Below are 22,875 nucleotides of genomic sequence, written 5' to 3'. Positions count from 1 at the left end.
TGCCTAGCGATGGAGGTCGCCCGCACGCTCCGGTTGATAGACCACCTCGACGACCTTCACGGTCGCGACGCCGCCGCCCGGCCGCGGCCATGTGAGCTCGTCGCCGACGGAAAGGCCCAACAACGCGCTGCCGACCGGCGCGAGAACCGAGATTCGGTCCGACTGCCCCTGGACGTCCTTCGGATAGACGAGCGTCAGCAGAAACTCCTCGCCCGACTCGAGGATCTGGAAGCGGACCGTCGAATTCATCGTCACGACGTCGGGCGGCACCTTTTCCGGCTCGACGATCTCCGCCCGCTCGAGCTCCGCCAGCAATGCCGCCTTGGTCGGCGACGCATTCGCCGGCAACGATCCGAGCAGCTTCTCGAGCCGGTCGAAATCGCGGGACGTCAGAACGACCTTGGATTGCTTGGCCACGTTCGCCTCGCTTCGGGGAATGCCGAGCGCGATCGCACGATCCTCGAGGAGGCGCCCGGTACCCGAGCGTCGCGCGGACCCTCTCGAAGCGCGGCCTCACCTCCTCCGCGAGCGGGCGACGCTCGGTCGCCCACGCGACCGGCGCCCGCCCCGTCAGACGTTAGCGCAATGCACGGCGGCCTTCGATGCGAACCTTCACCCACGGCCGCGGCCTTCTCGGGTCGCCGACAGCGACCACGAGAAGGCCGCCCCCGCACCCTCGGCTGCCGGCCCCGACGCATCCGGCCGCCGATCAGTGCCGGGCTGCGGCGCAGCGATCAGTGAGAGGCTGCGCTGCGCTGACGACGCTGGAGGAACGGATCGATGCCTTTGAACGCCTCGATGTCGTGGATGCCGTACGGCTTCTTCAACGACTCGCTCATGTAGAAGTCCGGCTCGTACTCGATGTTCTTCCAGATGTACCAATCCGGCTTCTCGATCTCCTCGTACTCGATGACCAGCATCGAGCCGCCCATATGGGCGCCGTTGTTCGTCACGTGATGCTCGACGTGGTCGTGCGTCATCCAGATGCCCGGGTTCTCCATCCGCATGATCACGTCGTATCGCTCGCCCGGCTGGAGCGCGAGCACGTCGACGGGATAAGGGTTCTCGAGGGGCAGCCCGTCCTTGTGCGTCACGAGGGCATCGTGCCCGTGAGGATGGAACGACACGGGGATCGTGACGGCGTAGAGCCGCAAGCGCAGCACGTCGCCCTTCTTGACGCGCAGCGGCTGATTGAGCGGATGTGACTTGCCGTTGATCGAGAAGTAGTCGATGACCTCGGCCGGATGACCGCCGGTGCCGTACGTATCCGCCGACGCGGAGCTCCAGCTCGAGAACATCGCGATCGCGTCCTTCGTGACTTCCTGCTCGAGCTTCGTCGGGTTCTTCGGATCCACGATGAACGGCCCCCACATGCCGCGCAGGCCCACGTGCTCCGCGACGTTGACGTGGCAGTGGTACCAGAGGCTGCCCGGCTTCTCGGCAACGAAATGATACGTGTAGCTTTCGCCGGGCTCGATGGCCTTCTGCGTGACACCCGGCACGCCGTCCGATTGCCAGGTATTGGTCTGATACTGGCCGTGCCAATGGATGGTGTGGTTGAGCGTCGTGAGGTTGTGGACGACGACCTCGACCTCGTCGCCTTGCCTGACGTGGATCAGCGGCCCCGGAACCTGACCGTTGAAGGCCCAGACTTTGACGGTAAAGCCCGGTGCCACCTCGAGATCGACCTCCTCGATCGTCATCTCGAACTTGCGAAGCTCGGCTTGGGCCGCGGCGCAGAAACCCAGCAGGGTCAGGCCGATCAAAACGTGGCGTAACAGCATGAGCGCCTCCTTCGCGTTCATTGCGCTTCCGAGCAGCAGAGCTTGCGGAGATAGGCGACGAGGTCGCGGATATTCTCGTCGCTGAAATTGCCGCCCCAGGCCGGCATCAGCACCGACTTGTCGACGGCCTTGCCGCCGCCCTGGATGGCCTTGAACAGGTCCTCATCCGTGCGCGCGGACATCTCGACGCGATCGGTGTGGTCTCTCGGCATTACGGCCATGTCCGGGACGTTGACCCCGCGGCCGTTACCCTGCAGTCCGTGACACTGGGTGCAGTAGATCCGGTAAAGCGCCTGACCGCGCTCCGCGTCGCCGTCCGCGAGCGAGACTCCCGGCAGACTCGATAGAGCGGCGGCGCCGAGCGCCAGAAGCAGCCGCCTCATCTCGCTTCCCATGCGGCGCTCGGCGCCTCGCTTTCCATGCAAGCGGTGCATGACTTCTTCGCTCATTACTCGACCTCCGATAGCGCCTTCAGGTAGTCGGCCAGCTTCTTCACTTCCTCGGGCGGGAGCGATCCGCGCGGCATCATCGTGTGCGGATCCCATGCCGTCGGATCGGCGATATACGACGCGATGAAAGCCGGCTGCAGGCGCTCCCACGCGGTGTAGAGCTCGGGCCCGGACACGCCGCCGAAGTCGGGCGCATCTCGATGACAGCTGTCGCAACCCTTGAACTTGCTGAAGTTCATCTGCCCGATTCGCAGGTTGATCGGGCCGGGCTCGTACGACTGCGCGGCGACGAGGTCGTCGTACGGACGCAACGTCATCAGATACTTCGCGGCGCTTTCGGCCTCCGCGGCCGAGAGAACCGGATGCTCGATCAGCGTCTCCGGATCGATCACGTCGCCTTCCGGCGTGCTGACCGCATGGGCCGGCGCGAAGACGCCGCCGGGGCGGATGCGCTCCGGCGCCTGCAGCCACTCGACCAGCCACTCCTCGCGGAACTTGTTCCCCGCATAGTAGAGTGGCGGTCCCTTCCGCTCCGCGCGCTCGGCGACGCCGAGTGCCTCGTAGTCGGGCTGCGTCAACGCGTGGCAGCTTGCGCAGTTCTGTTGGACGAACTCGGCCTCGCCGGCCGCGTTCGCGATCGGCAGCGACAGGGCGAGCCCCGCCACGATGCCGACGAGCGGTATCACTTTCATGGACGGCTCCTCCGGTGCGTGATTCAGCGCAAGATCAGCGCGTCGCCTCGGCCTTTCTCGGGGTCCGCGCCCTCGTAGTTCATCAGCACGGTGATGCCGCCGTTCATCGCGTGCCTCATGCGGTGATCGACGAGCGCATTGTTCGTCGCGCGGCCCTCGGGGCTGATCAGGTCTAGGACGACGCCGTGGGCCGGCGGCACCTCGACGGTCTGCATGCCGTACGACACGTTCTTCGGATTGCCGTTTTCCCAGACGCGATCCCAGATGCCGGCGATCGGATGGAACGCGGCGGATTCGTTGATCATGGCGTTCACGAAGTAGATGCGGACGCGCTCGCCGGGCTCGGACTCGAGCGCGAGGCTTGCGTTCGGATCGTGGACCGGGTCGTAGTGAAAGACTTTGCCGTTCACCAGCACGCCCTTCCAACCGCGGCCCATCGTGATGTCCTCGGCCGACGTCCCGACCTCGAACAGATCGCCGTGCACGAGCACGTACTCGCGGTCGGGCTTCGGATATTCCGAGCTGTACCCCTCCTTCGGATCGACGATGATCACACCGTACATGCCGCGCGAGATGTGCTCGGCCATCGAGTCGGCGCCGCAGTGATAAATGAAGACGCCGGGATACTCGGCCTCGAACGAGAACTGCTTCGTGTCGCCGGGCTTGATGGCCTCGAATTCACCGAGCACGTCGGCGCGCGCGGCATGAAAATCCATCGAGTGACTTTGCTTGTTGTGCTCGTCGTTGATCAGCGTGAACTCGACGATGTCGCCCTCGGTCACCCGCACGAGCGGGCCGGGGATCGTGCCGCCGTACGTCCACATCGGATGCGTGGTGCCGGAGTTGTCGACGACGAGATCGACTTCGCGTACGCGAATCTCGACCTTCACCGTTTCGGCCGCGGCGGCTCCCAGCGAGAGCGCGGCGGCGGCGGCGACGGCCAAGGAAGAAGTTAGCTTTTGCATGAATAGGTCCTTCCGCTGATGGAGCGTTTCTCCCTAGTCAAATTCCGTGCCAATTCCTATCTCGTTGATTGGGTGGGAATTTGCTGCGCGTGTTGTGCTCGCGACAACGCCCGGGGCGTAGTCATTCGGACAACCGCGTGTCCCGATGACGACGCGTAACTTCAGCCGCCTCGCCGGCATCGTCACGGACCTGACCGAGTCGATGCCGTGCGAGGCCCGCTATCAGCGGTTGCTGGATACGTTTCGCGCGAGCTTCCCTTGCGACGCGATCGCGCTGCTCGAGCTCGACGGAAGCGTGCTCGTGCCGAGAGCGGTGCAGGGATTCAGCCCGGATACGCTCGGCCGCCGCTTCGTCGTCACGGAGCACCCGCGGCTCGCCCGGCTGCTCGACAGCCGTGCCGCTGTACGCTTTCCGGCAGACTCCGCGCTCCCGGATCCTTACGACGGGCTCGTCGACAACGCGAACGGCCACCTATACGTGCACGACTGCATGGGCGTCGCGCTGCGCATCGAGGGCGAGCCGTGGGGCGTGCTGACGCTCGACGCGCTGCGGCCGGGGCAATTCGAGACGATCGACGACGACGTGTTCGGCGCGTTCGCCGCGGTCGCCGCGGCGACGGTGCGGGCGGCGGACTGGATCGAGCGCCTCGAGATGCAGCTCGAGCGGCACCACCGGATCAACCTCTCGGGCGTCGGCGAGCGCGCGGCGGACGAGCTGATCGGCGAGAGCGAGCCGATCCAGCGCGTGCGGCGCGAGGCGCGCACGGTCGCACCATCCGATCTGCCGGTGCTGATCCTCGGCGAGACGGGCGTCGGGAAGGAGCTCGTGGCCCGAATGATTCACCATCACTCCGCCCGCGCGCAGGAGCCGATCGTCCATATCAACTGCGCGGCCCTGCCCGAGTCGCTCGCGGAAAGCGAGCTCTTCGGACACGCGCGCGGCGCGTTCTCCGGCGCGACGGAGGATCGGATCGGCAAGTTCGAGCTCGCCCATGACGGCACGCTGTTTCTCGACGAGGTCGGCGAGCTGCCGCTCCCGGTGCAGGCGAAGCTGCTCCGCGCGCTGCAGAGCGGCGAGATACAGCGGCTGGGCTGCGACCGCGCCCGGCGCGTGGACGTGCGCCTGATTGCCGCAACGAACCGCAACCTCGAGGAGGAAGTGCTCGCCGGCCGGTTCCGGACCGACCTCTATCACCGGCTCAGCGTTTACCCGCTCCGCGTACCGCCGCTCCGCGAGCGCGGCGATGACGTGCTGCTGCTCGCGGGCTACTTCCTCGAGCGCAACCAGCGGCGGCTCGGATTACGCGGCGTGCGTCTCGGCGCGGCGGCCCGGCGCTGGCTGCAGAGCTACTCGTGGCCCGGCAACGTCCGGGAGCTGGAGCACGCGCTGTCGCGGGCGATCATCCGCGCGTTGGCCGAGGGGCAGCCGCGCGACCAGCTGCTCGAGCTGACGCCGAGGCACCTCGGTGCCGCCGACGGCGACGCCCGAGCGGCAGTGTCGAACGGCGCATCCGTGCCCGAGATCGAGCTCCCCGAGATCGACGTGACTTTGCGGGACGCCGTCGACGACTTTCGCCGCGACCTGATCCTGCAACGCATTCGAGCCCATGGAGGCAACCGCGCGGCGGCGGCCCGCTCGCTCGGCCTCGATCGCGCCAATTTCCATCGATTGCTGAAGAAGCTCGGGATACACGGCTGAGCCGACCGCGATTGCGCAGCCCGCTCGGCATCCACCGCCCGATCCCGCCGCCGCGGCCGCGCACCGGCCGCGGCGCGTCTTTTGACGCCGCCGCGGCGCTTGCCTACGCTTGATCTCATCGCGCGCCCCGGGGGAGATCGGGGCTTCGACGCAAGCGAAACGGAGGACGAATCACGTGGACAAGCGACACCCGTCAACGAAGGCTTTGTCGGCGTCCTTGGGCTTCGCCGTCTGCCTCGGCGCCGTTTCCGCGGCTGCGCAAGAGACGTCGAACGTGCAAACGGCCGAGACGGATTCGAGCTCGTGGACCGCCCCGCGCACGCCTTGGGGCGATCCCGATTTGCAGGGCAAGTGGCCTCTCGACTCCGCGGGCCAAACGCCGTTTCAACGCCCGCCCGAGCTCGGGGAGCGCGCCTGGCTCACCGACGAGGAGTATGCCGCGGCCCTCGAGCAGGCGGCCCAGCTGGCCGACAACTACCAGGAGGAGCTCGAGGCCAACCGGATCGGTTCCGGCCATTGGTTCGAGTGGGGCAAGCCGCTGCGCCAGACGTCGTTGATCATGGAGCCGGCGAACGGCCGCATTCCGCCGATGACCGAAGCCGGTCGTGCGGAGGCGGCGAACATGAAGAGCAGCTGGTCCGAGGATGTGTTCGACGAGATCTCCGATTTCAACGCCCTCGACCGCTGCATCACCCGCGGAATGCCCGCTTCGATGATTCCGTTCCCGTACAACAACGGGGTGGAGATCATCCAGACGCCCGGCTACGTCGTGATCCGGCTCGAGCTCATCCACGAGACGCGCATCGTTCCGCTCGACGACCGCGCGCCGCCGGCGGAGATACGGCAGTGGCTCGGCATCTCGCGGGGTCGTTGGGACGGCGACTCGCTCGTGATCGAGACGACGAACTTCAACGGCCTTTCCCCGATGGTGATCGTCGGCCCGAGCAACGAGCCCGTCCCGACGAGCCCATCGCTGCGCGTCACGGAGCGGCTCACGCCGACCGGTCCGAATACCCTTCAATACGAAGCCTGGGTCGAAGATCCGGAGGTCCTCACGGCCCCGTTCAAGATCTCCTACCCGTGGACCCGAAACGAGGACTACAAGTTCTTCGAGTACGCCTGCCACGAGGGCAACACGGTCGTTCGAAACTACATCGAAACCACGAACCCGCGCTTCGTCGGGGAGGAGAACGCGGGGGTCAATTTCGACGTGCAGGAATGGCTCCGGCTCTCGGTCGATCGCTTCCAGGAAAGCGAGGAGGAGACACCGCCAGAGGAGTGATCTCGCCCCGCTTTCGGAAAGATCGGCGTGCCGGCCCGGGGCGCGCCGGTCTCGTGCGGCATGCAGAAGCCCTGCCGCAGCACGAAGCCGGGCGGGGGAGGTGCGTGCGTCGTGATCGCAGCGCGCCGTATCGAGAGGCGCGCCTCCGTCACGCGACGGCGGGATCCCGGTGGACTCGGCGGGAAACTGCGCAAGCGCCGGTCGGGGGCACGCAAAAAAGAAGGAGCACCGCGATGAGCAGGGGATCGAAGCGTGCAACCAGCCGAGGGCAACGAGAGCGCGAGACTGCAAACCCCGGGCGGATGCCCGAGCCGCCGTCGCCAGTCGCCCTGGCCGTCGGCCTCGCCCTTTCCGCCGGTCTCGCCGGCGTCGCGTCGGCGCAAGCGCCGCGCGAAGGCGCTCAGGGGCAAGCGATCGAGGAGGTGACGGTCACCGGCTCGCGAATCACTGCGACGGGGATGACGACGCCGACGCCCGTCACCGTCGTGCAGGTGGACGAGCTCAGCAACATGGCGCCCGGTCAGCTGATCGACGCTCTCGACCAGCTGCCGCAGTTTGTGAACAACGCGCGGCCGAACACGGCCGCGAGCAAGGCGGACTCGGCCGGCGCCTCCAACCTCAACATGCGCAGCATCGGCTCGAAGCGGACCCTCGTGCTGCTCGACGGCCGCCGCATCGTGCCGTCGAACCGCCTCGGCATCGTCGACATCAACCTGTTCCCGGAAGCCCTGCTCCAGCGCGTGGAAACCGTGACCGGCGGGGCGTCTGCGGCCTACGGCACCGACGCGGTCGCCGGAGTCGTGAACTTCATTCTCGATACCGACTTCACGGGCCTCGAGACGCATCTTCAGGGCGGCGTCACGAGCCGCAACGACCACGACAGTTACGAGGTCTCGATCGCGGGCGGCACGCCGATCGGCGAGCACCTCCACTTCATCGGCGCGCTCGACCGCTTCGACTCCGAGCGCATCGATAACCTCGACGGACGCGAGTGGTATCGCGGCATCGGCCTCGTCACGAGCTCCGACTTCCTCGCGACAGGGCAAGGTCCGCGCCTTCTGACGCGCGAGAACGTGGTCTCCACGGAGTACACGAACGGCGGGATGATCGACGCGCCGGGCACGTCGATCGACCGGCTGTACTTCCTGCCCGACGGCTCTCTCGCACCGTTCGAGTTCGGCGAGCACGCGACCGTCGGGACGGGGACGAACAACATGGTCGGCGGCAGCGGCTATAACCCCACGGACTTCGATACCTCGATCCACACGCCGGCCTACCCCGACGGCTCGCGCTCGGGCTCGTTCGTGCCGGACAGCGAGCGCAGCACCGGCTTCGCGCGGCTCACCTACGACCCGAGCGAGGAATTGCGCCTCTATTTCGAGGGCATGTGGGGCTCGACCGAGACGGACAGCGCCGGCACGCTGCCGCTCGGGCACTCGATCTGGGCACTGACGATATTCCCGGGCAACGCATTCCTGCCCGACGAGATCAATCAGGCGATGATCGACGAGAACATCCCGTCCTTCCGCCTGCAGCGCTATCACACGGAGGCCGATATCGCGCAGGACCGGTTCATCATGTCGAACGACACGCTCTCGTTCACGGTCGGCTTCGAGACGGAGCTCTCCGGCGGCTGGGAGCTCCAGGGCTACGTGCAGAGCGGACGCAATGACAACGAGCTGATTTTCTCCGACTTCCTGCGCCGCGACCGGCTGCCGATGGCCGTGGACGCGGTTCGGGATCCGGCGACGGGAGAGATCGTTTGCAACGTCACGCTCTTGAGCGACGAGTTCGATGACTGCGTGCCGGTCAATCTCTTCGGCCGCGGGCGCGCCTCGCCGGAGGCGATCGCGTGGGTCGCGGACGACATGTTCGTCCGCGCCGACCTCGAGCAGAACAATGCCGAGCTGTCGGCGAGCAGCGAGATCTCCGAGGGCTGGGGCGCAGGCCCGGTTTCGCTCGCCGTCGGCGCATCTTGGCGCGAGCAGCAGATCGAGCACCGGATCGGCCCGCCGCATCTCGTGAACCAGCCGCCGCTCGCGAACGACCCCGCGCGCGGCATTCGCGGCATCACGATCGCCTCTCTCGGAACCGACGACCGCCTCGAGTTCGTGGATCTCGACAACTTCGAGGGGCGCTTCGACGTCAAGGAGCTCTTTGCCGAGACGCTGCTGCCGCTGATCGCGAACCGCCCTCTGGTTCGGCAGTTGAACGCGAGCCTGGCCGCGCGCTGGGCCGACTACTCGGGCAGCGGCGACATCTGGGCGTCGAAGATCGGCCTCGACTGGAGCGTCAACGACGTGCTGCGCGTGCGCGGCACGCTTTCCCGCGACGTCCGGGCCGCGAGCCTCGAGGAGCGCTTCGACCGTCAGGGCCAGGGCACGTCGCTCGAGGACCCGGAGCTCGACAACGAGCGATACACGACCTTCCAGCTCCGCGGCGGCAATCCGAACGTCTCGCCGGAGGAGGCCGACACGTTCACGGTCGGCGCGGTGTACCAGCCGGCGCGCGTCGACGGCCTCTCGATGTCGCTCGACTGGTACGACATCGAGGTGGACGGCGCAATCGACTTTCTCGGCGTCCAGGAAATCGTCGACCAATGCTTCGAGACGGGCGCCGCGGAGTTCTGCGGCCGCATCACGCGCGATCCGAATACGAACATCATCACCCTGGTGGAGAACACGTTCGCGAACGTCGACAAGCGGAACGTCAGCGGGCTCGATCTCGAGGTGGCCTACTCGCGCGACATCAATCTCTTCCGGCAGGGCGCCGAAAGCCTGCGGTGGCGGTTCATCGCGAGCTGGCTCGACGAGAACTCAACGACGGAAGCAGGTGCCGCGAAGCGCGATGTCGTCGGGGAGCTGGGCGGCGCGGGCGTGCCCGAGCTGCAATGGACGAGCAACCTCGCCTACGACAACGGGCCGTTCACGCTGTTCCTTCAGGGACGCTGGATCGACAGCGGCGTGGCGGACATCGATTTCGTCGAGGGCGTCGACATCGATGACAACTCCGTCGAATCCATGTTCTACACGAACCTGCGGGCAAGCTATCGAGGCCGGCTCGGAAGCGGCGGGGAGTGGGAGGCGTTCGCGCACATCGCGAACGTGTTCGACGAGGACCCGCCTCTCATTGCCGGCTGGTCGGCGTTCGGCGGCACGGGCATCGGCACGAACGAGAGTCTCTACGACGTTCTCGGCCGGCGCTACACCGTCGGGTTCCAGCTGCGCTACTGAGGCTCGGCCGCGGCGGCCGGCCTTGCGCCGGCCGCCGCGCGTACCGCTCGCTTGCCCCCCTACCGATCCGCCGCTAGAGTGGCGTGTCCCGACGAGCCGGGCCCGAGGGCGCTTCGGGCTTCGACGGTATCGGAGCGGCGTGACACACGGAGGTTCATCGCTTGAGACGCTCGATCATGATCGCGAAGCTGCACGGCCTGCGCGTCACGGGCGCGGATCTGCACTACGAAGGATCGATTGCGCTAGACCCGGACCACTGTGAGCAGGTGGGCCTGCTGCCGTTCGAGTTCGTCGAGATCTGGAACAAGGCGACCGGCGCGCGGATCAGCACCTACGTGATCTACGGTGCTCGCGGCAGCCGCTGCTGCCTGCTCAACGGCGCAGCGGCGCGCTACTGTCAGGTCGGCGACGAGCTGATCATCGCCGCGCGAGCCGACGTCGATCCGTCGGAGCTGTCGAGCGTGACGCCGCGCGTTGCGATCTTCGACGCGAGCAACCGCCTCACCGACTTGCGCGAGCTCCGAATCGAGCCCGACGGTCCCGAGCGCTGGCGCGTCACGCCCTCATCGCCGCAACGGGCCCGCTCCACCGGATAACGCGCCGGCGACGCGCCCCCCGACGGGCGCCTTCCGCCCCATTTGGATTCGTACGGGAATCGTTGCAAACTCGTCCGCAACGCTGCGCGGCGAGCGTCCGCGCAGTCGAGACGAGGCCGGACGGCGCTGCGCACGCCGAAACCGGCGAAGCAGTCGCTCGAGACTCGGGGAGAATCGGAGATGGGAATAAAGAAGGGACGGTGGCCGCGCGCCGTGTTCTACGACTCCAAGGGAACGCTCTTCGACTGGCCGTGGACGTGGAAGCAGGCGGCCCGAGAGATCGTGCAGAAGTACGATGCCGGCGTCGACGCCGAGACGTTCGCCGAGACGTGGGCGAGGTTCTTCGAGGGTTTCCACCGTCGGGCGGCGGCGTATCGGTACACGCCGGTCTCGGATCTCGTCGGGCAAGCGCTCGTCACGGCTTTCAAGATCCACGACATCGACGGATCTGCGGATGACGTCCACTTCATGCTGGACCTGCAAGACCAGGTGCAGCTGTTTCCCGACACGGAAGCCGCCCTGCAGGAGCAGCAGGACATGGGCGTCAAGGTGCTGATCTACTCGGACGTCGAGCGGAAATACCTCGACATGTACGTGAGCAAGTTCAAGACCTTCAAGCCCGACTTCGTCGGCACCACGGACCAGGCCGGCTTTCACAAGCCGCACCCGAAGACGTACTACTGGGTCCTGCAACAAACCGGGCTCGACGTCCGGGATTGTCTCTACTGCGCCGGGCCGACCTTCGATTGCCAAGGCGCCATGGCCATCAACATGGTCACGGCGCAGATTCGCCGGTCCGGGATGGCGAGGGACACGTTCTTGCCCGGCGACACGCCGGCCGACTACGAGGTCGACGACCTCCACGGCGTGACGGAGATTCTCAAGCGAAATCACATCGGCTGATCAGCGCAGGCGCCACGCCGGCTTGAAGACCGCAAGCAGCATCGCGACGGTCAGCAGCGCGACGGCGACGATCGGTGCGAGAACGAGCGCAAGGGGTTCCTGCGGCTGCACGGCGCCTGCCGAAGCCTCCAACGCGGCGGACGCTTGGACGCCGAGGCGCGGCACGAGCACGAGAAGCACCGCGGCCGTCAGGGCCGCGGTGATCGCGAGCTTGAGCGTGACCCACCAGTATCGAAGCAGCCCCCATTCCGTGAGCACGCCGAGCGCCACGCCCGAGCCGAGCGAGACGACCGCGAACGGCGAAAGCACCCATGCGCCGATCAGGTGCGCGGCCGGGTAGACCGCGGCCGCGGTCGCGCCCGCGCGGCCGGCGATTCCGAGCGCGACGAGCGCGAGATCGAGACCGAAAACGCCCGCAGTAGCCGCAAGATGAACGGCGAGCAGGAGCCGGCGCGAAAACCTCGAAATCCGTGCCGCTTGCATCGACTGGCCTCCTGATTCGATCCGAGAACGCCGCCCGCCTCCCCGGCGCGCTCGCCGCCGAGGCATTCAAGGAATCGGACGCGGTGTAAGATATTGAACACCGTGTCCGGAATACTCAACGGACGATCGCGCCGAGAAGTTCGTTATCGAACACCGGGACCGCGATCGTTCGATAAAAGCAATACGAAGGGGCGACCGATGGCACGAACGATCGACAGACGCGCGGCGCGGACTCGGCAGGCGCTGCATCAAGCCCTGATTACGTTGATTCTTCGCAAGGGCTACGAAGCGATCACGGTCCAGGACATCATCGACGAAGCCGATGTCGGCCGGTCGACGTTCTACGCGCATTACACGGGCAAGGAAGACTTGCTCCGCAAGGGTTTTCAGGCGCTGGGCGCTCTGCTCGACGGCGAAAGCGAAGCGTCGGGCCGCGGCGGCCGTCGCGGCGAGCCGCTGCCGTTCAGCCGCGCGCTGTTCGAGCACGCCTGCGAGTACAAGCACGTCTACAAGGCGCTCGTCGGCGGCCGGGGCGGCACGGTCGCAACGAACGAGATTCGGCGGCTTCTCTCCGACGTCGTGCGCCGGGATCTGGCGAGATACGAGCGCGCGGGATTGCCGGCGGACCTCGTCGTGCGGTTCGTCGTCGAGACGTTTCTTTCGGTGCTCGGCTGGAGCCTGAAGCGCAAGCCGCACGTGCCGCCGGCCGAGATGGACGCCGTCTTTCGGCAGCTCGTGCTGCAGGGCATCGGTGCCAAGCACGCGAACGCGCCCGGCGCACGCGCCGCTTCATCGCCTGCCGGGGCGGAAGCGCCGCCTTGATCCTTCGTCGCGGCGAAGAAGGGCCCGTGAATTACTCGTGGCGAAGTGCGCTTATAGCACGTGCGACGTCGTGTAGTGCTCGCCGAGAACGTCGTAGCCGAAATCGTTCGTGAGATCGCGCCACACGGAGTGGATGTGGTTCGCGTCGTTTTGCGTGTTGTCGTACTCGATCAGGAAGGTCGGGCCGTGGATTCGGTAGTAGTGCGGCTGGCCGGGCTGCGCGCTGCCGGCCCACGCGAAGTGAATCGCGCCGACGTCTGCTTGCATGATCTTCTGCAGCTGTGCGTCGGCGATCTCTTGTCGCATGCGGCCGAGATAAACGCGGATCAGTGCCATCAACGCATCGGCCTGCTCCGGCATCATGTCGCGCACCGCGAGCCCGACCGGCGAGCCGATGTCGACGCGGCGCGAATTGCTCGTGAAGATGTCCCGCGGCGATTCCGCTCGGAAAATCACGCGCTCGCGTGCTTCCCCTTGGAACATCGCGAGGAGCTCGCGACCGAGACGCTGCTCGTCCGCGAGGACTTCCATGCCCGCGTGCGGACCGTCGCGGACGATCGCCGGATTGCTGCCCATGAAGGCCGGCGACGTCGAGACGAGCCGCCCCTCGTTCAGCGTGACGTTCAGCGAAAGATGATGCCCTTCGATGCGCCAGCCCCAGGCGCCGTGCGCGCCCGGCTCGCCGAAGATCGACACGAAGTAGCGGTCCGGATCGCGGATGTCGCGGCGCTCCCGCTCGAAGAGGATCTGATCGAGGTACATGATCCCGAACGCCTTATCGAGGCCCTCGCGGCTCAATGCCGTGGCGAGCAGGCGGTCTGCAAGGCGCCGCTCGCCGCGCGCGAGCTGCTGATACGGCAGCCCCTGGCGCTCGACGGGAGTGAAGTGCCAGTTCAGGCGCTCGTCGTCCGTGAACGCGAACGTGGCCTGCTCGCGGCTCGGGCCATCGAGCGCAGCGAGAAACTGCGCGGCGCGGTCGGCCATCTCGCCGGCGATATCGTCGAATGCGGCCGCCCACACCGCGCTCGCCGCCAGAACCGTGCACGCCAAGAAGCCCGCTCTCGTCCTCATGGCTCTCCCCCTGCTCCGAATCACTGTGGATGTGCGCTCGGCAGCGCGATCGCCTCGGCCTCGGGAGATTCTACCCCGCTGCCCGGCGGCGGGGATCCCCGGGTCGCGAGCCGCCTGTCGGATCGCCGGCCGCGGCTCGCGCCGTGCTCGAGGCCATACGCCGCTGCGCTACTACGACCCGGCCCTTAGCGTGTCCGGATATCTAGTTATTGACAATAGCTAGACTGCTACGAGAACATCGGCTAGTGATGCGTTTGGAGGCGGCGCTGATGGTCTCGAATGCCGAGCGGATTCGCGGTCTGACGCGGAGCTATCGCTATCTGCGAGGGTACGAGCAGATCCCCTTCGGCCTCTGGGCCGCGACGCCCCACCTGCTCGACCGCGAAGGCCCCGGCTTCCTGCCGATGTTCCTGCTGGCTTCCGCCGTTGCGCTCGCGGCCACCCATGCGATCAAGCGCTACTACGATCGCCGTTTCGGCGTCGTCGCGGCGTCCGGCGGCACCGGTTGGCGCGTCGTCGCGATCGGCGTGCCCGGCTTTTTCGCGCTGCAGTTCGTTTCGAACGGTCTCGACCTGCGCGTGCAGCTCGGCTTTCTCGCCGTCGGCGTCGCGTTCGCCGTCTACGCGCTGCGCCATTTGGAGCTCCATTGGCAGAAGCTTCTCGTCGGGGTCTTCTTGATGATCGTCTCCGTGTGGCCGCCGATCACGGGTCCGCTCGGGCCGGACGAGCTGTGGAGCAACGTCTTCGCCATCGGCTTCCCGTTGGTGTGGATCGCCATGAGCGTCTTGGATCACCGAACGCTCGTTCGCGCTTTCGAGTCCGCGCGGCTCGCGCAAGCGAACGGAGCGCACTGATCGCGACGATGGAAGCGCCCGAGGCTTTCGAACAGGTCATCGCCGCCGACAAGCTCGTGCACGAGCCGGCGCGGCTCGCGGTGCTGACCGCGCTCTCGGCGTGCGAGTCCGCGGATTTCGTGTTTCTGCAGCGGCTGACGGGCCTGCAATCGGGCAATCTGTCGCAACACCTTGCGAAGCTCGAGCAGGCCGGGCTCATCACGCTCTCGAAGGGATTCGCCGGCAAGTACCCGCAAACGACGGCGCGGATCACCGCTGCGGGCCGCAAGGCGATCGACGAGCACTGGGCTCGCCTCGAGGCGCTGAAGAAGGCGGCGGCGAGGTGGGCGCGACGCTCCGGCTCGTGACTCGCGGCCGTATAAGGGACCGTTATGCCAGCAGGGGGACCGTCGGTACAGGTTGAAGCGAGATAGTAGATAACGGCAGATCGAGCCTCCCTCCCGGCGGAGGCGGCCCGCCCCCTCGACTTTCGGGTACCTGAATCTCCCGTGCGCTAAGGGCCTGGTCGCGCGTGCCTTGGGGCCCGCTCGTGTGGCCGACCCCAGCAGCCACTTGACCGGCTGCAGCGGCGGCGGATACTCGCTTGGTCGACAAAGAGAGGACATGCCATGCCGACTTCCGCCTACCACGACGGCATGCGTCGGCTCCAGGACGCCCGCGAAACCCGCGCCCTCGCCGATCGCCTCGAACAGGTGACGATGCGCAGCGCGTTCACCGAGGAAGACAAGGCCTTCATCTCGCGCTGCCGCATGTTCTTCATCGCCACGGCCGATGCCGCCGGCCAGCCCGACTGCTCGTACAAGGGCGGCGTCGCGGGTTTCGTGCGCGTCGTCGACGAGCACACGCTCGCGATTCCGGACTACGACGGCAACGGCCAGTACCGCACCTGGGGCAACTTGCTGGTGAACCCGCGCGTCGGCCTGCTGTTCATCGATTTCGAAAAGCCGACGCGTTTGCGCGTCAACGGCACGGCGAGCATCAGCGCCGACGATCCGCTCATGAGCGAGCTGCCCGGCGCCGTGTTCGTCGTGCGCCTCCGCGCCGAGCGCATTTTTCCGAACTGCCCGCGCTACATCCACAAGATGCAGCTCGTAGAGGAGTCGGTTTACTCGCCGCGTCCCGGCCACACGCCGCCCGTGCCTGCGTGGAAGACGTTCGACGTGTTCAAGGATGCGCTGCCGGCGAGGGACCGCGAGCGGCCGAAGTGACGATCTCGACCACGTGCCAGTACGGTCCCGGGCTCGAGCCGGCAAGGCAAGACGCACTATCACGGGCCGCGGAGGGTGCGCTGGCAGGACGTCAATCGCGACGGCCGCCGCGATCTCGTCGTCGAGTTCCGCTAGTCGAAGCTCGACTTCAGCGAAAGCGACATGACGCTTGTGCCGGCTAGTCCAGGCAAACGGTGCCGTCCGGCAACACCGAGACCGTAAGGCGTGTGTTCGGCTGGACGAGCCGAGCGAGCGCGTCGCGATCGACAGATATGACGCCGGACCGCTCGCGGTCGGAATCGTAGTGTGGATCGTATCGGCTCCGTTGCTCGTGACGTCCGCAGAGCCGGATCTTGATGTACGCCCGCTGCTGCGGTAATCGAGCTTTCGCGCTGCTTCGATTGCGGCTCGGTATGCGGATCCGCCCGCCAGCGATGTCCTTTGGGGTGACAGGTTGCGTCGGAGCCCAATCAGCCGAGGCCGAGTCGCGAACGCCGCTCGCATCGTCGGTCGGCGTAGAGTCGGCCGAGCCGAACTCGACCGCCTTCACTTCCGTGCATGCGAAGTCGTCGCCCTTGTAAAGAAGCGGCTCGCCGAGGGCGGTGGCAAGCGCATAAGAGAAGCAGTCTCCGAAATTCAACGCTGCGCGGTGACGCCCCTTGCCGAAACGACTGTATGCACGGCGTGCCGCAAGTGCCTGTTCGCTGTCCACTGCAATGACCTCTATTTCGGCCTTGCTGAGGAAAAGATCCAGATCACGGAGGCCGTCGGCCCCGTAGCGCGTTTCCAGCACGATCGAAACCTCGACGAACGCAACAGCGGACATCAGACGCCTTTCCGCTGCGGCGACTGCCTCGAGGTACTGCCGCCGCTCGGGCTCGTTCTGCATGATTGCAAGCAGCGCCGACGAATCGACGACCATCAGCGCGGCAGCCCCCGCTCGTCGTAACCGAGGATTTCGTCGGACGTCCGCGCGTCGAGAACGGGCAGGCTTGCGCAGTGCTCGGCGCCATGGCGTCACGCGCGCCAGCCATAAACGGCACGCGCTACGACAATCGCATCGTGTTCGTAAAGATCGAGTCGCCACGCCTGCTCGAGATGATTCACGGCGCAGATATCGATGACGATCCCAACCGATTCAGAACCGTCGTGACCTTCGACGAGCAAGATGACGGAAAGACCGTCATTACGTTGCGTCAGCTGCATCCGAGCAAGGAGCGTCGCCATCGCATTCGGAGCCGTCGAGCTCGGCTATCAAACCCTCGGCAAGCTCGCGAGACATGTCGAGGCCCTGAAAGGCAAGGAGACGAAATGAGACGCTTGGTCGCTTGGAATCTAATGACCCTCGACGGCTATTTCGACGGGGAAAACGCCTGGGACCTCGGCTTCTCGGAAACGGTCTGGGGCGAGGAGCTCGAGGCGTTCTCGCTGGAGCAAGGCAAGGAGATCGGGACACTGCTTTTCGGCCGGCGCACCTATGAGGGCATGGCGAGCTACTGGACCACGCAGACCGGGCCCATAGCGGACATGATGAATTCCCTTCCGAAGGCGGTAGCGACTCGCACGCTGAATGAAGCCACTTGGAACAACACACGGCCTCTGAAAGGCAACGCGGTCGAAGCAGTGAAAGCCCTGAAGGCCGAGGCCGGCAAGGACGTCTACGTGTTCGGCAGCGCGGATTTGCTCTCCTCCCTACTTGCCGCCGGACTCGTCGACGAATACCGCATCTGCCTCGCACCGGTGGTGCTGGGCAGGGGTCGTCCCCTGTTCCCGAAGCAGGACCGGCAGATCGAGATGCGCCTTAAAAGCACGCGGCCACTCAAGACCGGCGGCGTGATCCTTACTTATTTGTTGGGCAACTAGCGGAGTCGTTGCTTCAGGACCGGTGGCTCACGGGCTGCGAGCGGCCTGTCGAATCGCCGGCCGCGGCTCGCGCCGTGCTCGGATCTGAGCGAAACGCCACATCGGCGTCGACCTTCTTCACGTCGGCGAATCCGGGGCTGCCCTAGAATCGATTCGCCGGCGCGGGGCGCCGCGCACGATAACCAGAACGAAGCTGGAGGGGACGTCCATGCACAGATCACCCACACGACGCCGCACGTTCCGCGTGACGGGCGCCCTCGCCGGCGTCGCGGCAGCCTTCACGCTCGGGTTCATCGCCGCAGGCGACGGCCGGGCGCAGCAGGGGCAGCAGAACGCGCCGCCGGCGCCGTGCGGCCCTGCCGGCGATCTGCCCGCCGAGCTCGCCCGCAACGTCGCGGCGGATTCGCGCTGCTTCGAGCTCCGGATGTACACCGCGGACCCGACGCGCGACGGCGTCGGCCAGTTCAAGGGCGGCATCAACGAGCTTCACCAGCGCTTCCGCGAGAACGAGGTAGCGCTTTTCGAGAAGCACGGCGCGGAGGTCATCGGCGTCTGGCAAAGCCTCGACAATCCCCGCACGCTCGTCTACATGTTGGCCTACCGCGACCGCGCGCATCGCGAGCAAGTCTGGGAGGATTTCGGCGCCGACCCCGAATGGGATGCGCTCCGACAAAAGTACTTCGTGCCGCTGGAGCGGCCGGCGGTCTACATGCTGAGCGCCGCGGATTACTCGCCGCTCAAGTAGCCGCGCCGGTCATGCAATCCGATTTTCCGCTCGGCTCGAGACGCCTTCTTGCGGCCGGCGCGCTGGCGGCCTCCTCCGTGTGCGCCGCGCCGGCCGTCGACGGCCCGGCGCTCTTGTCGTCCCCCAATCGCGAGTGGCTCACCTACGGCGGCAACTACGCCGAGACGCATTACAGCCCGCTCGATCGAATCGATCGGAGCAACGTGGATCGGCTCGCCGTCGCGTGGCAGTGGGAGATCACCGGCACCGACGGCAACCTCGAATCCACGCCGCTCGTCGCCGACGGCGTGTTGTACGCGACCGGGACGTGGAGCAGCGTCTTCGCGCTCGATGCGGCCACCGGCGAGCTCTTGTGGCGCTGGGATCCGGGGCTCGTCCGCGGCGGTAAGGCGAACGGCGGGCCGAGCAGCTGCTGCGGGCCGGTGAACCGCGGCGTCGCGCTCTACGGCGACAAGGTCTATGTCGGCTTGCTCGACGGCCGCCTCGTCGCGCTCGACCGCGAAACCGGCCTTCCGGTCTGGGCCGTGCAGACGACGCCGCTCGGCTCGGATTACGCGATCACCGGCGCACCACGCGTCGTGAACGGGAAGGTGATCATCGGCAACGCCGGCGCGGAGTTCGGCGTCCGGGGGTTCGTCAGCGCGTACGACGCCGAGACCGGCGAGCAGGTCTGGCGCTTCTACACGGTGCCGGGCAACCCGGCCGACGGCTTCGAGAACGAGGCGATGCGGCGCGCGGCGGAGACCTGGACCGGCGAATGGTGGGTCATGGGCGGCGGCGGCACGGCGTGGGACAGCTTCGCGTACGACGCCGAAGCTAACCTTCTTTACGTCGGCGTCGGCAACGGGTCGCCGTGGAATCACGCGATCAGGAGCCCGCACGGTGGCGACAACCTTTACCTCTCGTCGATCGTCGCGCTCGATGCGGACACCGGCGAGTACGCGTGGCACTTCCAGCTCGTCCCGGGCGACAGCTGGGACTACACGGCGTCGCAGCCGATGATGCTGCTCGATCTCGTGATCGACGGCCGCGAGCGCAAGGTGCTCGTTCAGGCGCCGAAGAACGGCTTCTTCTACGTGCTCGATCGACTCACGGGCGAATTCCTCTCCGCCGCGCCGTTCTCGAAGGACATCACGTGGGCGTCGGGAATGGATCCCGAGACCGGCCGGCCGATCGAGAATCCCGAGGCGCGGTACGAGGTCACCGGCAAAGGCGTGTGGCTCTCGCCCGGACCCGGCGGCGCGCACAACTGGCAGCCGATGTCGTTCAACCCGGCGACCGGGCTCGTCTACTTCACCGCCGTGAGCTCGCGGTACTGGTACAACGACGTGCGCAACGTTCGGCCGTTCGAATACACGCCCGGCGTGCGCAACGAGGGCGTCACGACGAGCCGCGGCCCGGAGCCGCGGCCCGAGCCGCCGCCGCTGAAGGGCACGGCCGCGCTGCTCGGCTGGGATCCGGTCGAGAACCGCGAAGTGTGGCGCGTCGAGACCCAGGGGTCGAGCGCGACGCTTTCGACGGCCGGCGGCCTGCTCTTTCGCGGGAGCAGCGGCCGGTTCTACGCGCACGACCCGGCTAACGGCGACGTCCTCGCCGTCTGGGACGTCGGCGGCAGCAACTTCGCGACGCCGATCACTTACGAAGTCGACGGCCGCCAGTTCGTCGCGGTCGAGGTCACGGACCCCGCGCGCGTCGTCGCCTTCGCGCTCCCGCGCTAGAACGACTGCTCGAATGAACCACCGAAGTTGAGACGACACCGATGTCGAAGCGCGCGAAAGCTCCACAAACCGTGTCCGGCGCCGAAAGCACCGAAAGCATCGTGGGCGCCGAGCGCACGGAACGCTTGTCCGGCACCCGGCGGGAGTTTCTGAAAGGCGCGGCCGGGGCGGCGGCGCTCGCGGCGGCGCCGCCGGCGAACGCGCAGCAGCCGCAGGCGGAGACGCCGCGGGCGCGGGCGCCGGTGCCGAGCGACGGCCAGCTTCGCCGCGAGGCCGGGCCCGCGTCGACCGTCGGGTCGCGCTTCATCGAGCACCCGGCGTCGGACTTCATGGTCGACGTGCTGAAAAGCCTCGACTTCGAGTACGTCGCCTCGAATCCCGGCTCGAGCTTCGAGTCCCTGCACGAATCGCTCATCAACCACGGCGGCAACCGCAATCCGGAGTTCCTCACGTGCCTGCATGAGGAGTCGTCGGTCTCGATGGCGCATGGCTACGCGAAGATCGAAGGCAAGCCGATGATGGCGCTGATGCACGGCACGGTCGGATTGCTGCACGCCGCGATGGCCATCTACAACGCCTACGCGGACCGTGTGCCGATCTTCATGATCGTCGGCAACCACCAGGAGCCGGGCGGGGGCGTGACCGGCGCGCACAGCGCGCAGGACATGGGCGCGCTCGTACGCGACTACGTGAAATGGGATGCCGAGAGCCTCACGCCCGAGCAGTTCGCGACGGCCGCTGTCCGCGGTTACGCGATCGCAATGACGCCGCCGATGGGGCCCGTGCTCGTCGCGGCCGATCATGACATGCAGGGGCGGCCGCTCGCGGACCCGTCGGCGCTTCGCATTCCGCGCCTCGCGCTGCCGCATCCGCCGCAGGGCGAGCTCGCCGCCGTGCGCGAGGCCGCGCGCTGGCTCGTCGAGGCCGAGCGGCCGCAGATCGTGACGCAAAGGGCCGCGAGAACCGACGCCGGTCTCGACCTGCTCGTCGAGCTCGCGGAGCTTCTGCAAGCGCCGGTCTCCGGCGGCGAGCGCGTCGATTTCCCGTGGCGGCATCCGCTTTACGGGCGCGGCGGCGCGGATTACGAGCCCGATGTCACGCTCGCGCTCGAGGTCAACGACATGTCGACTGTCGCGCGGGCGGCCCGCGCCTCGGGCGGGCGCTCGATCGGCATCTCCTCCGTCGAGCTCGCTCACGGCAGCAACATCCACGACTACGGCCGTTACGCGGAGCTCGATCTTTCGATTCCGGGCGACGCCGAAGCGACGCTGCCCGCGCTGCTGGAGGAGGTTCGCCGTCTCGTCACACCCGGGCGCCGGCGAACCTTCGAGGAACGGGGGGCCGCGATCGCCGCCGCGCATCGCGCCGAGCGCGAGGCCGCGATCGCCGAGGCCCGCTACGGCTGGAACGCGAGCCCGATCAGCATCCCGCGGCTCTGCGCGGAGATCTGGGCGCAAATCCGAAACGACGACTGGTCGCTCGTATCGCGGCAAACGTTCTTGAGCGGCTGGCCGGGCCGGCTCTGGAACATGGACAAGCGCTATCGCTACATCGGGAGCTCCGGCGCGGGCGGCATGGGCTACGGGCCGGGCGCCGCCGTCGGCGCCGCCCTCGCGAACCGCAAGCACGGGCGCCTCTCCGTGAACATTCAGACGGACGGCGACTTGAACTACGCCCCGGGCGTGCTGTGGACGGCCGTGCACCACCGCATCCCGCTGTTGACCGTGATGCACAACAACCGCGCGTACCACGCCGAGCTCATGTATATCCAGCAGAACTGCGGCCTGCATCGCCGGGGCGCGGACCGGGCGCACATCGGCACCACGCTCGAGGATCCCTACATCGACTACAAGAGCATGGCGCGCGGCTACGGCATGTATGCGGAAGGGCCGATCGAGGATCCGAGCGATCTCGCCCCGGCGCTTGCCCGCGCGCTCGACCGCGTCCGCGCCGGCGAGCCGGCGCTCCTCGACGTCGTGACGCAACCGCGATGACGGTGTCGGCGAAAAAGGCTTCGGCGAAAAAGGTGTCAGACACCTTTTCGGACGAAAAATGGTGTCTGACACCGTTTCCTCTCGAGAAAAGGTGTCTGACACCTTTTTTGCAGGCAGCTTTTTTGCCGTTGCTGGCGGCCTGCTTCGCCTGTGGCGCGGCCGCGCAAGACCTCGTCGGGGACGCGGAGCGCGGTGCCGTGCGCTACTCAGAGCTCAGATGCTATGCGTGCCACGGCCATACCGGAGAGACGGGGCCCGCGCCGCGGCTCAACCCTACCCGCTTCAATCAGGCGGGCTTCATCGCCTACGTGCGCAATCCGGCGACGTTCTACCGCGGCAACGTGGGCGGCGCGATGCCCCCCTACGCCGCCGACGACGTCTCCGATCAGGACCTCGCCGACATCTACGCGTACCTCGACGCCCTGCCGTCGACGTCGCCGGCGCTCGAGGACATCCCCCTGCTCGACGAATGACGCGCGGCGCTCGGCGGGTCCAGCCGCGGCTCGTTCCGTCC

The 22,875-nt window shown here is 67.0% G+C and carries 21 protein-coding genes and 2 pseudogenes; 15 read left to right on the top strand and 8 right to left on the bottom strand.

Annotation, left to right across the window (positions count from 1 at the left end):
• Nucleotides 1-3 precede the first annotated feature (3 nt).
• The 5 genes from rnk to VF329_11065 all read right to left on the bottom strand — a co-directional run bounded on the left by rnk (nucleotide 4) and on the right by VF329_11065 (nucleotide 3,890).
• A complete protein-coding gene (gene rnk, locus VF329_11085; protein ID HEX7081548.1) occupies nucleotides 4-417 on the bottom strand; it encodes a nucleoside diphosphate kinase regulator in 414 nt (137 codons plus the stop codon).
• Nucleotides 418-734: 317 nt separating this feature from the next.
• Nucleotides 735-1,805: a multicopper oxidase domain-containing protein gene (locus VF329_11080; GenBank protein HEX7081547.1), complete on the bottom strand. Its 1,071-nt coding sequence runs from the start codon at nucleotides 1,803-1,805 to the stop codon at nucleotides 735-737.
• The gene (locus VF329_11075; GenBank protein ID HEX7081546.1) at nucleotides 1,802-2,233 is read right to left on the bottom strand and encodes a cytochrome c; all 432 of its coding nucleotides are present in this window, start codon (nucleotides 2,231-2,233) and stop codon (nucleotides 1,802-1,804) included. Before VF329_11075 ends, VF329_11080 begins: the two co-directional genes overlap by 4 nt.
• Nucleotides 2,233-2,925, bottom strand: coding sequence for a c-type cytochrome (locus VF329_11070; GenBank protein HEX7081545.1), 693 nt, complete (start codon nucleotides 2,923-2,925; stop codon nucleotides 2,233-2,235). The genes VF329_11075 and VF329_11070 overlap by 1 nt, the downstream gene beginning before the upstream one ends.
• Nucleotides 2,926-2,948: 23 nt before the next feature.
• On the bottom strand, nucleotides 2,949-3,890 hold the full coding sequence (locus VF329_11065; protein HEX7081544.1) for a multicopper oxidase domain-containing protein: 942 nt from the start codon (nucleotides 3,888-3,890) through the stop codon (nucleotides 2,949-2,951).
• A 145-nt stretch (nucleotides 3,891-4,035) separates the two neighbouring features.
• Here VF329_11065 and norR point away from each other — a divergent pair, with 145 nt between their 5' ends.
• The 5 genes from norR (at nucleotide 4,036) to VF329_11040 (ending at nucleotide 11,603) form a co-directional block, all read left to right on the top strand.
• Nucleotides 4,036-5,589: a nitric oxide reductase transcriptional regulator NorR gene (gene norR, locus VF329_11060; GenBank protein ID HEX7081543.1), complete on the top strand. Its 1,554-nt coding sequence runs from the start codon at nucleotides 4,036-4,038 to the stop codon at nucleotides 5,587-5,589.
• A 175-nt stretch (nucleotides 5,590-5,764) separates the two neighbouring features.
• Nucleotides 5,765-6,871, top strand: coding sequence for a hypothetical protein (locus VF329_11055; protein HEX7081542.1), 1,107 nt, complete (start codon nucleotides 5,765-5,767; stop codon nucleotides 6,869-6,871).
• 233 nt (nucleotides 6,872-7,104) lie between these two features.
• Nucleotides 7,105-10,104, top strand: a complete 3,000-nt coding sequence (locus VF329_11050) for a TonB-dependent receptor (GenBank protein ID HEX7081541.1) — start codon at nucleotides 7,105-7,107, stop codon at nucleotides 10,102-10,104.
• Nucleotides 10,105-10,280: 176 nt separating this feature from the next.
• The gene (gene panD, locus VF329_11045) at nucleotides 10,281-10,700 is read left to right on the top strand and encodes an aspartate 1-decarboxylase (protein HEX7081540.1); all 420 of its coding nucleotides are present in this window, start codon (nucleotides 10,281-10,283) and stop codon (nucleotides 10,698-10,700) included.
• A gap of 180 nt (nucleotides 10,701-10,880) precedes the next feature.
• The gene (locus VF329_11040) at nucleotides 10,881-11,603 is read left to right on the top strand and encodes an HAD family hydrolase (protein ID HEX7081539.1); all 723 of its coding nucleotides are present in this window, start codon (nucleotides 10,881-10,883) and stop codon (nucleotides 11,601-11,603) included.
• On the opposite strand, the gene VF329_11035 is transcribed toward VF329_11040, so the two are convergent.
• Complete coding sequence (locus VF329_11035) at nucleotides 11,604-12,086, bottom strand: DUF2269 domain-containing protein (GenBank protein ID HEX7081538.1); 483 nt, start codon at nucleotides 12,084-12,086, stop codon at nucleotides 11,604-11,606.
• A 198-nt stretch (nucleotides 12,087-12,284) separates the two neighbouring features.
• On the opposite strand from VF329_11035, the gene VF329_11030 reads away from it, so the two are divergent.
• Nucleotides 12,285-12,908 (top strand): TetR/AcrR family transcriptional regulator, encoded by a 624-nt coding sequence (locus VF329_11030; protein HEX7081537.1) that lies wholly within the window; start codon nucleotides 12,285-12,287, stop codon nucleotides 12,906-12,908.
• A gap of 51 nt (nucleotides 12,909-12,959) precedes the next feature.
• On the opposite strand, the gene VF329_11025 is transcribed toward VF329_11030, so the two are convergent.
• Entirely contained in the window at nucleotides 12,960-13,979 is a 1,020-nt protein-coding gene (locus tag VF329_11025) for a DUF3500 domain-containing protein (GenBank protein HEX7081536.1), read from the bottom strand.
• Between the two features lie 245 nt (nucleotides 13,980-14,224).
• Here VF329_11025 and VF329_11020 point away from each other — a divergent pair, with 245 nt between their 5' ends.
• From VF329_11020 to VF329_11010, 3 genes are all read left to right on the top strand, one after another.
• Nucleotides 14,225-14,833: a hypothetical protein gene (locus VF329_11020; protein HEX7081535.1), complete on the top strand. Its 609-nt coding sequence runs from the start codon at nucleotides 14,225-14,227 to the stop codon at nucleotides 14,831-14,833.
• An 8-nt stretch (nucleotides 14,834-14,841) separates the two neighbouring features.
• Entirely contained in the window at nucleotides 14,842-15,180 is a 339-nt protein-coding gene (locus tag VF329_11015) for a transcriptional regulator (GenBank protein ID HEX7081534.1), read from the top strand.
• 261 nt (nucleotides 15,181-15,441) lie between these two features.
• Nucleotides 15,442-16,041, top strand: coding sequence for a pyridoxamine 5'-phosphate oxidase family protein (locus VF329_11010; GenBank protein ID HEX7081533.1), 600 nt, complete (start codon nucleotides 15,442-15,444; stop codon nucleotides 16,039-16,041).
• A gap of 538 nt (nucleotides 16,042-16,579) precedes the next feature.
• Here VF329_11010 and VF329_11005 read toward each other — a convergent pair.
• A pseudogene (locus VF329_11005) lies at nucleotides 16,580-16,963 on the bottom strand (type II toxin-antitoxin system VapC family toxin).
• Nucleotides 16,964-17,052: 89 nt separating this feature from the next.
• On the opposite strand from VF329_11005, the pseudogene VF329_11000 reads away from it, so the two are divergent.
• The 6 genes and pseudogenes from VF329_11000 (at nucleotide 17,053) to VF329_10975 (ending at nucleotide 22,834) form a co-directional block, all read left to right on the top strand.
• Nucleotides 17,053-17,208, top strand: a pseudogene (locus VF329_11000) (hypothetical protein).
• A gap of 144 nt (nucleotides 17,209-17,352) precedes the next feature.
• Nucleotides 17,353-17,904 carry a dihydrofolate reductase family protein gene (locus VF329_10995; protein HEX7081532.1) on the top strand — a complete coding sequence of 184 codons (552 nt, stop codon included), beginning with the start codon at nucleotides 17,353-17,355 and terminating at the stop codon, nucleotides 17,902-17,904.
• Nucleotides 17,905-18,112: 208 nt separating this feature from the next.
• Nucleotides 18,113-18,649 (top strand): NIPSNAP family protein, encoded by a 537-nt coding sequence (locus VF329_10990; protein HEX7081531.1) that lies wholly within the window; start codon nucleotides 18,113-18,115, stop codon nucleotides 18,647-18,649.
• Nucleotides 18,650-18,660: 11 nt separating this feature from the next.
• The gene (locus VF329_10985; protein ID HEX7081530.1) at nucleotides 18,661-20,367 is read left to right on the top strand and encodes a PQQ-dependent dehydrogenase, methanol/ethanol family; all 1,707 of its coding nucleotides are present in this window, start codon (nucleotides 18,661-18,663) and stop codon (nucleotides 20,365-20,367) included.
• Between the two features lie 41 nt (nucleotides 20,368-20,408).
• Nucleotides 20,409-22,361 carry a thiamine pyrophosphate-binding protein gene (locus VF329_10980; GenBank protein HEX7081529.1) on the top strand — a complete coding sequence of 651 codons (1,953 nt, stop codon included), beginning with the start codon at nucleotides 20,409-20,411 and terminating at the stop codon, nucleotides 22,359-22,361.
• Nucleotides 22,358-22,834, top strand: a complete 477-nt coding sequence (locus VF329_10975; protein ID HEX7081528.1) for a cytochrome c — start codon at nucleotides 22,358-22,360, stop codon at nucleotides 22,832-22,834. Before VF329_10980 ends, VF329_10975 begins: the two co-directional genes overlap by 4 nt.
• Nucleotides 22,835-22,875 lie beyond the last annotated feature (41 nt).

It is taken from the genome of Gammaproteobacteria bacterium, from assembly GCA_036381015.1.
Lineage (GTDB): Bacteria > Pseudomonadota > Gammaproteobacteria > Steroidobacterales > Rariloculaceae > ZC4RG20.
Note: the sequence above shows the minus strand (reverse complement) of the source record. Positions and strands in the feature narration are given on the sequence as shown.

Bases quoted from the DNA above. Each gene is read 5' to 3' on its own strand.
- VF329_11080 (HEX7081547.1), bottom strand. From the start codon at position 1,805: ATGAACGCGAAGGAGGCGCTCATGCTGTTACGCCACGTTTTGATCGGC.
- VF329_11075 (HEX7081546.1), bottom strand. From the start codon at position 2,233: ATGAGCGAAGAAGTCATGCACCGCTTGCATGGAAAGCGAGGCGCCGAG.
- VF329_11010 (HEX7081533.1), top strand. From the start codon at position 15,442: ATGCCGACTTCCGCCTACCACGACGGCATGCGTCGGCTCCAGGACGCC.
- VF329_10990 (HEX7081531.1), top strand. From the start codon at position 18,113: ATGCACAGATCACCCACACGACGCCGCACGTTCCGCGTGACGGGCGCC.
- VF329_11065 (HEX7081544.1), bottom strand. From the start codon at position 3,890: ATGCAAAAGCTAACTTCTTCCTTGGCCGTCGCCGCCGCCGCCGCGCTC.
- VF329_10980 (HEX7081529.1), top strand. From the start codon at position 20,409: ATGTCGAAGCGCGCGAAAGCTCCACAAACCGTGTCCGGCGCCGAAAGC.
- VF329_11025 (HEX7081536.1), bottom strand. From the start codon at position 13,979: ATGAGGACGAGAGCGGGCTTCTTGGCGTGCACGGTTCTGGCGGCGAGC.
- panD (HEX7081540.1), top strand. From the start codon at position 10,281: ATGATCGCGAAGCTGCACGGCCTGCGCGTCACGGGCGCGGATCTGCAC.
- VF329_11035 (HEX7081538.1), bottom strand. From the start codon at position 12,086: ATGCAAGCGGCACGGATTTCGAGGTTTTCGCGCCGGCTCCTGCTCGCC.
- VF329_10975 (HEX7081528.1), top strand. From the start codon at position 22,358: ATGACGGTGTCGGCGAAAAAGGCTTCGGCGAAAAAGGTGTCAGACACC.
- VF329_10995 (HEX7081532.1), top strand. From the start codon at position 17,353: ATGAGACGCTTGGTCGCTTGGAATCTAATGACCCTCGACGGCTATTTC.
- VF329_11070 (HEX7081545.1), bottom strand. From the start codon at position 2,925: ATGAAAGTGATACCGCTCGTCGGCATCGTGGCGGGGCTCGCCCTGTCG.
- VF329_11050 (HEX7081541.1), top strand. From the start codon at position 7,105: ATGAGCAGGGGATCGAAGCGTGCAACCAGCCGAGGGCAACGAGAGCGC.
- VF329_11030 (HEX7081537.1), top strand. From the start codon at position 12,285: ATGGCACGAACGATCGACAGACGCGCGGCGCGGACTCGGCAGGCGCTG.
- VF329_11015 (HEX7081534.1), top strand. From the start codon at position 14,842: ATGGAAGCGCCCGAGGCTTTCGAACAGGTCATCGCCGCCGACAAGCTC.
- VF329_10985 (HEX7081530.1), top strand. From the start codon at position 18,661: ATGCAATCCGATTTTCCGCTCGGCTCGAGACGCCTTCTTGCGGCCGGC.
- norR (HEX7081543.1), top strand. From the start codon at position 4,036: ATGACGACGCGTAACTTCAGCCGCCTCGCCGGCATCGTCACGGACCTG.
- VF329_11040 (HEX7081539.1), top strand. From the start codon at position 10,881: ATGGGAATAAAGAAGGGACGGTGGCCGCGCGCCGTGTTCTACGACTCC.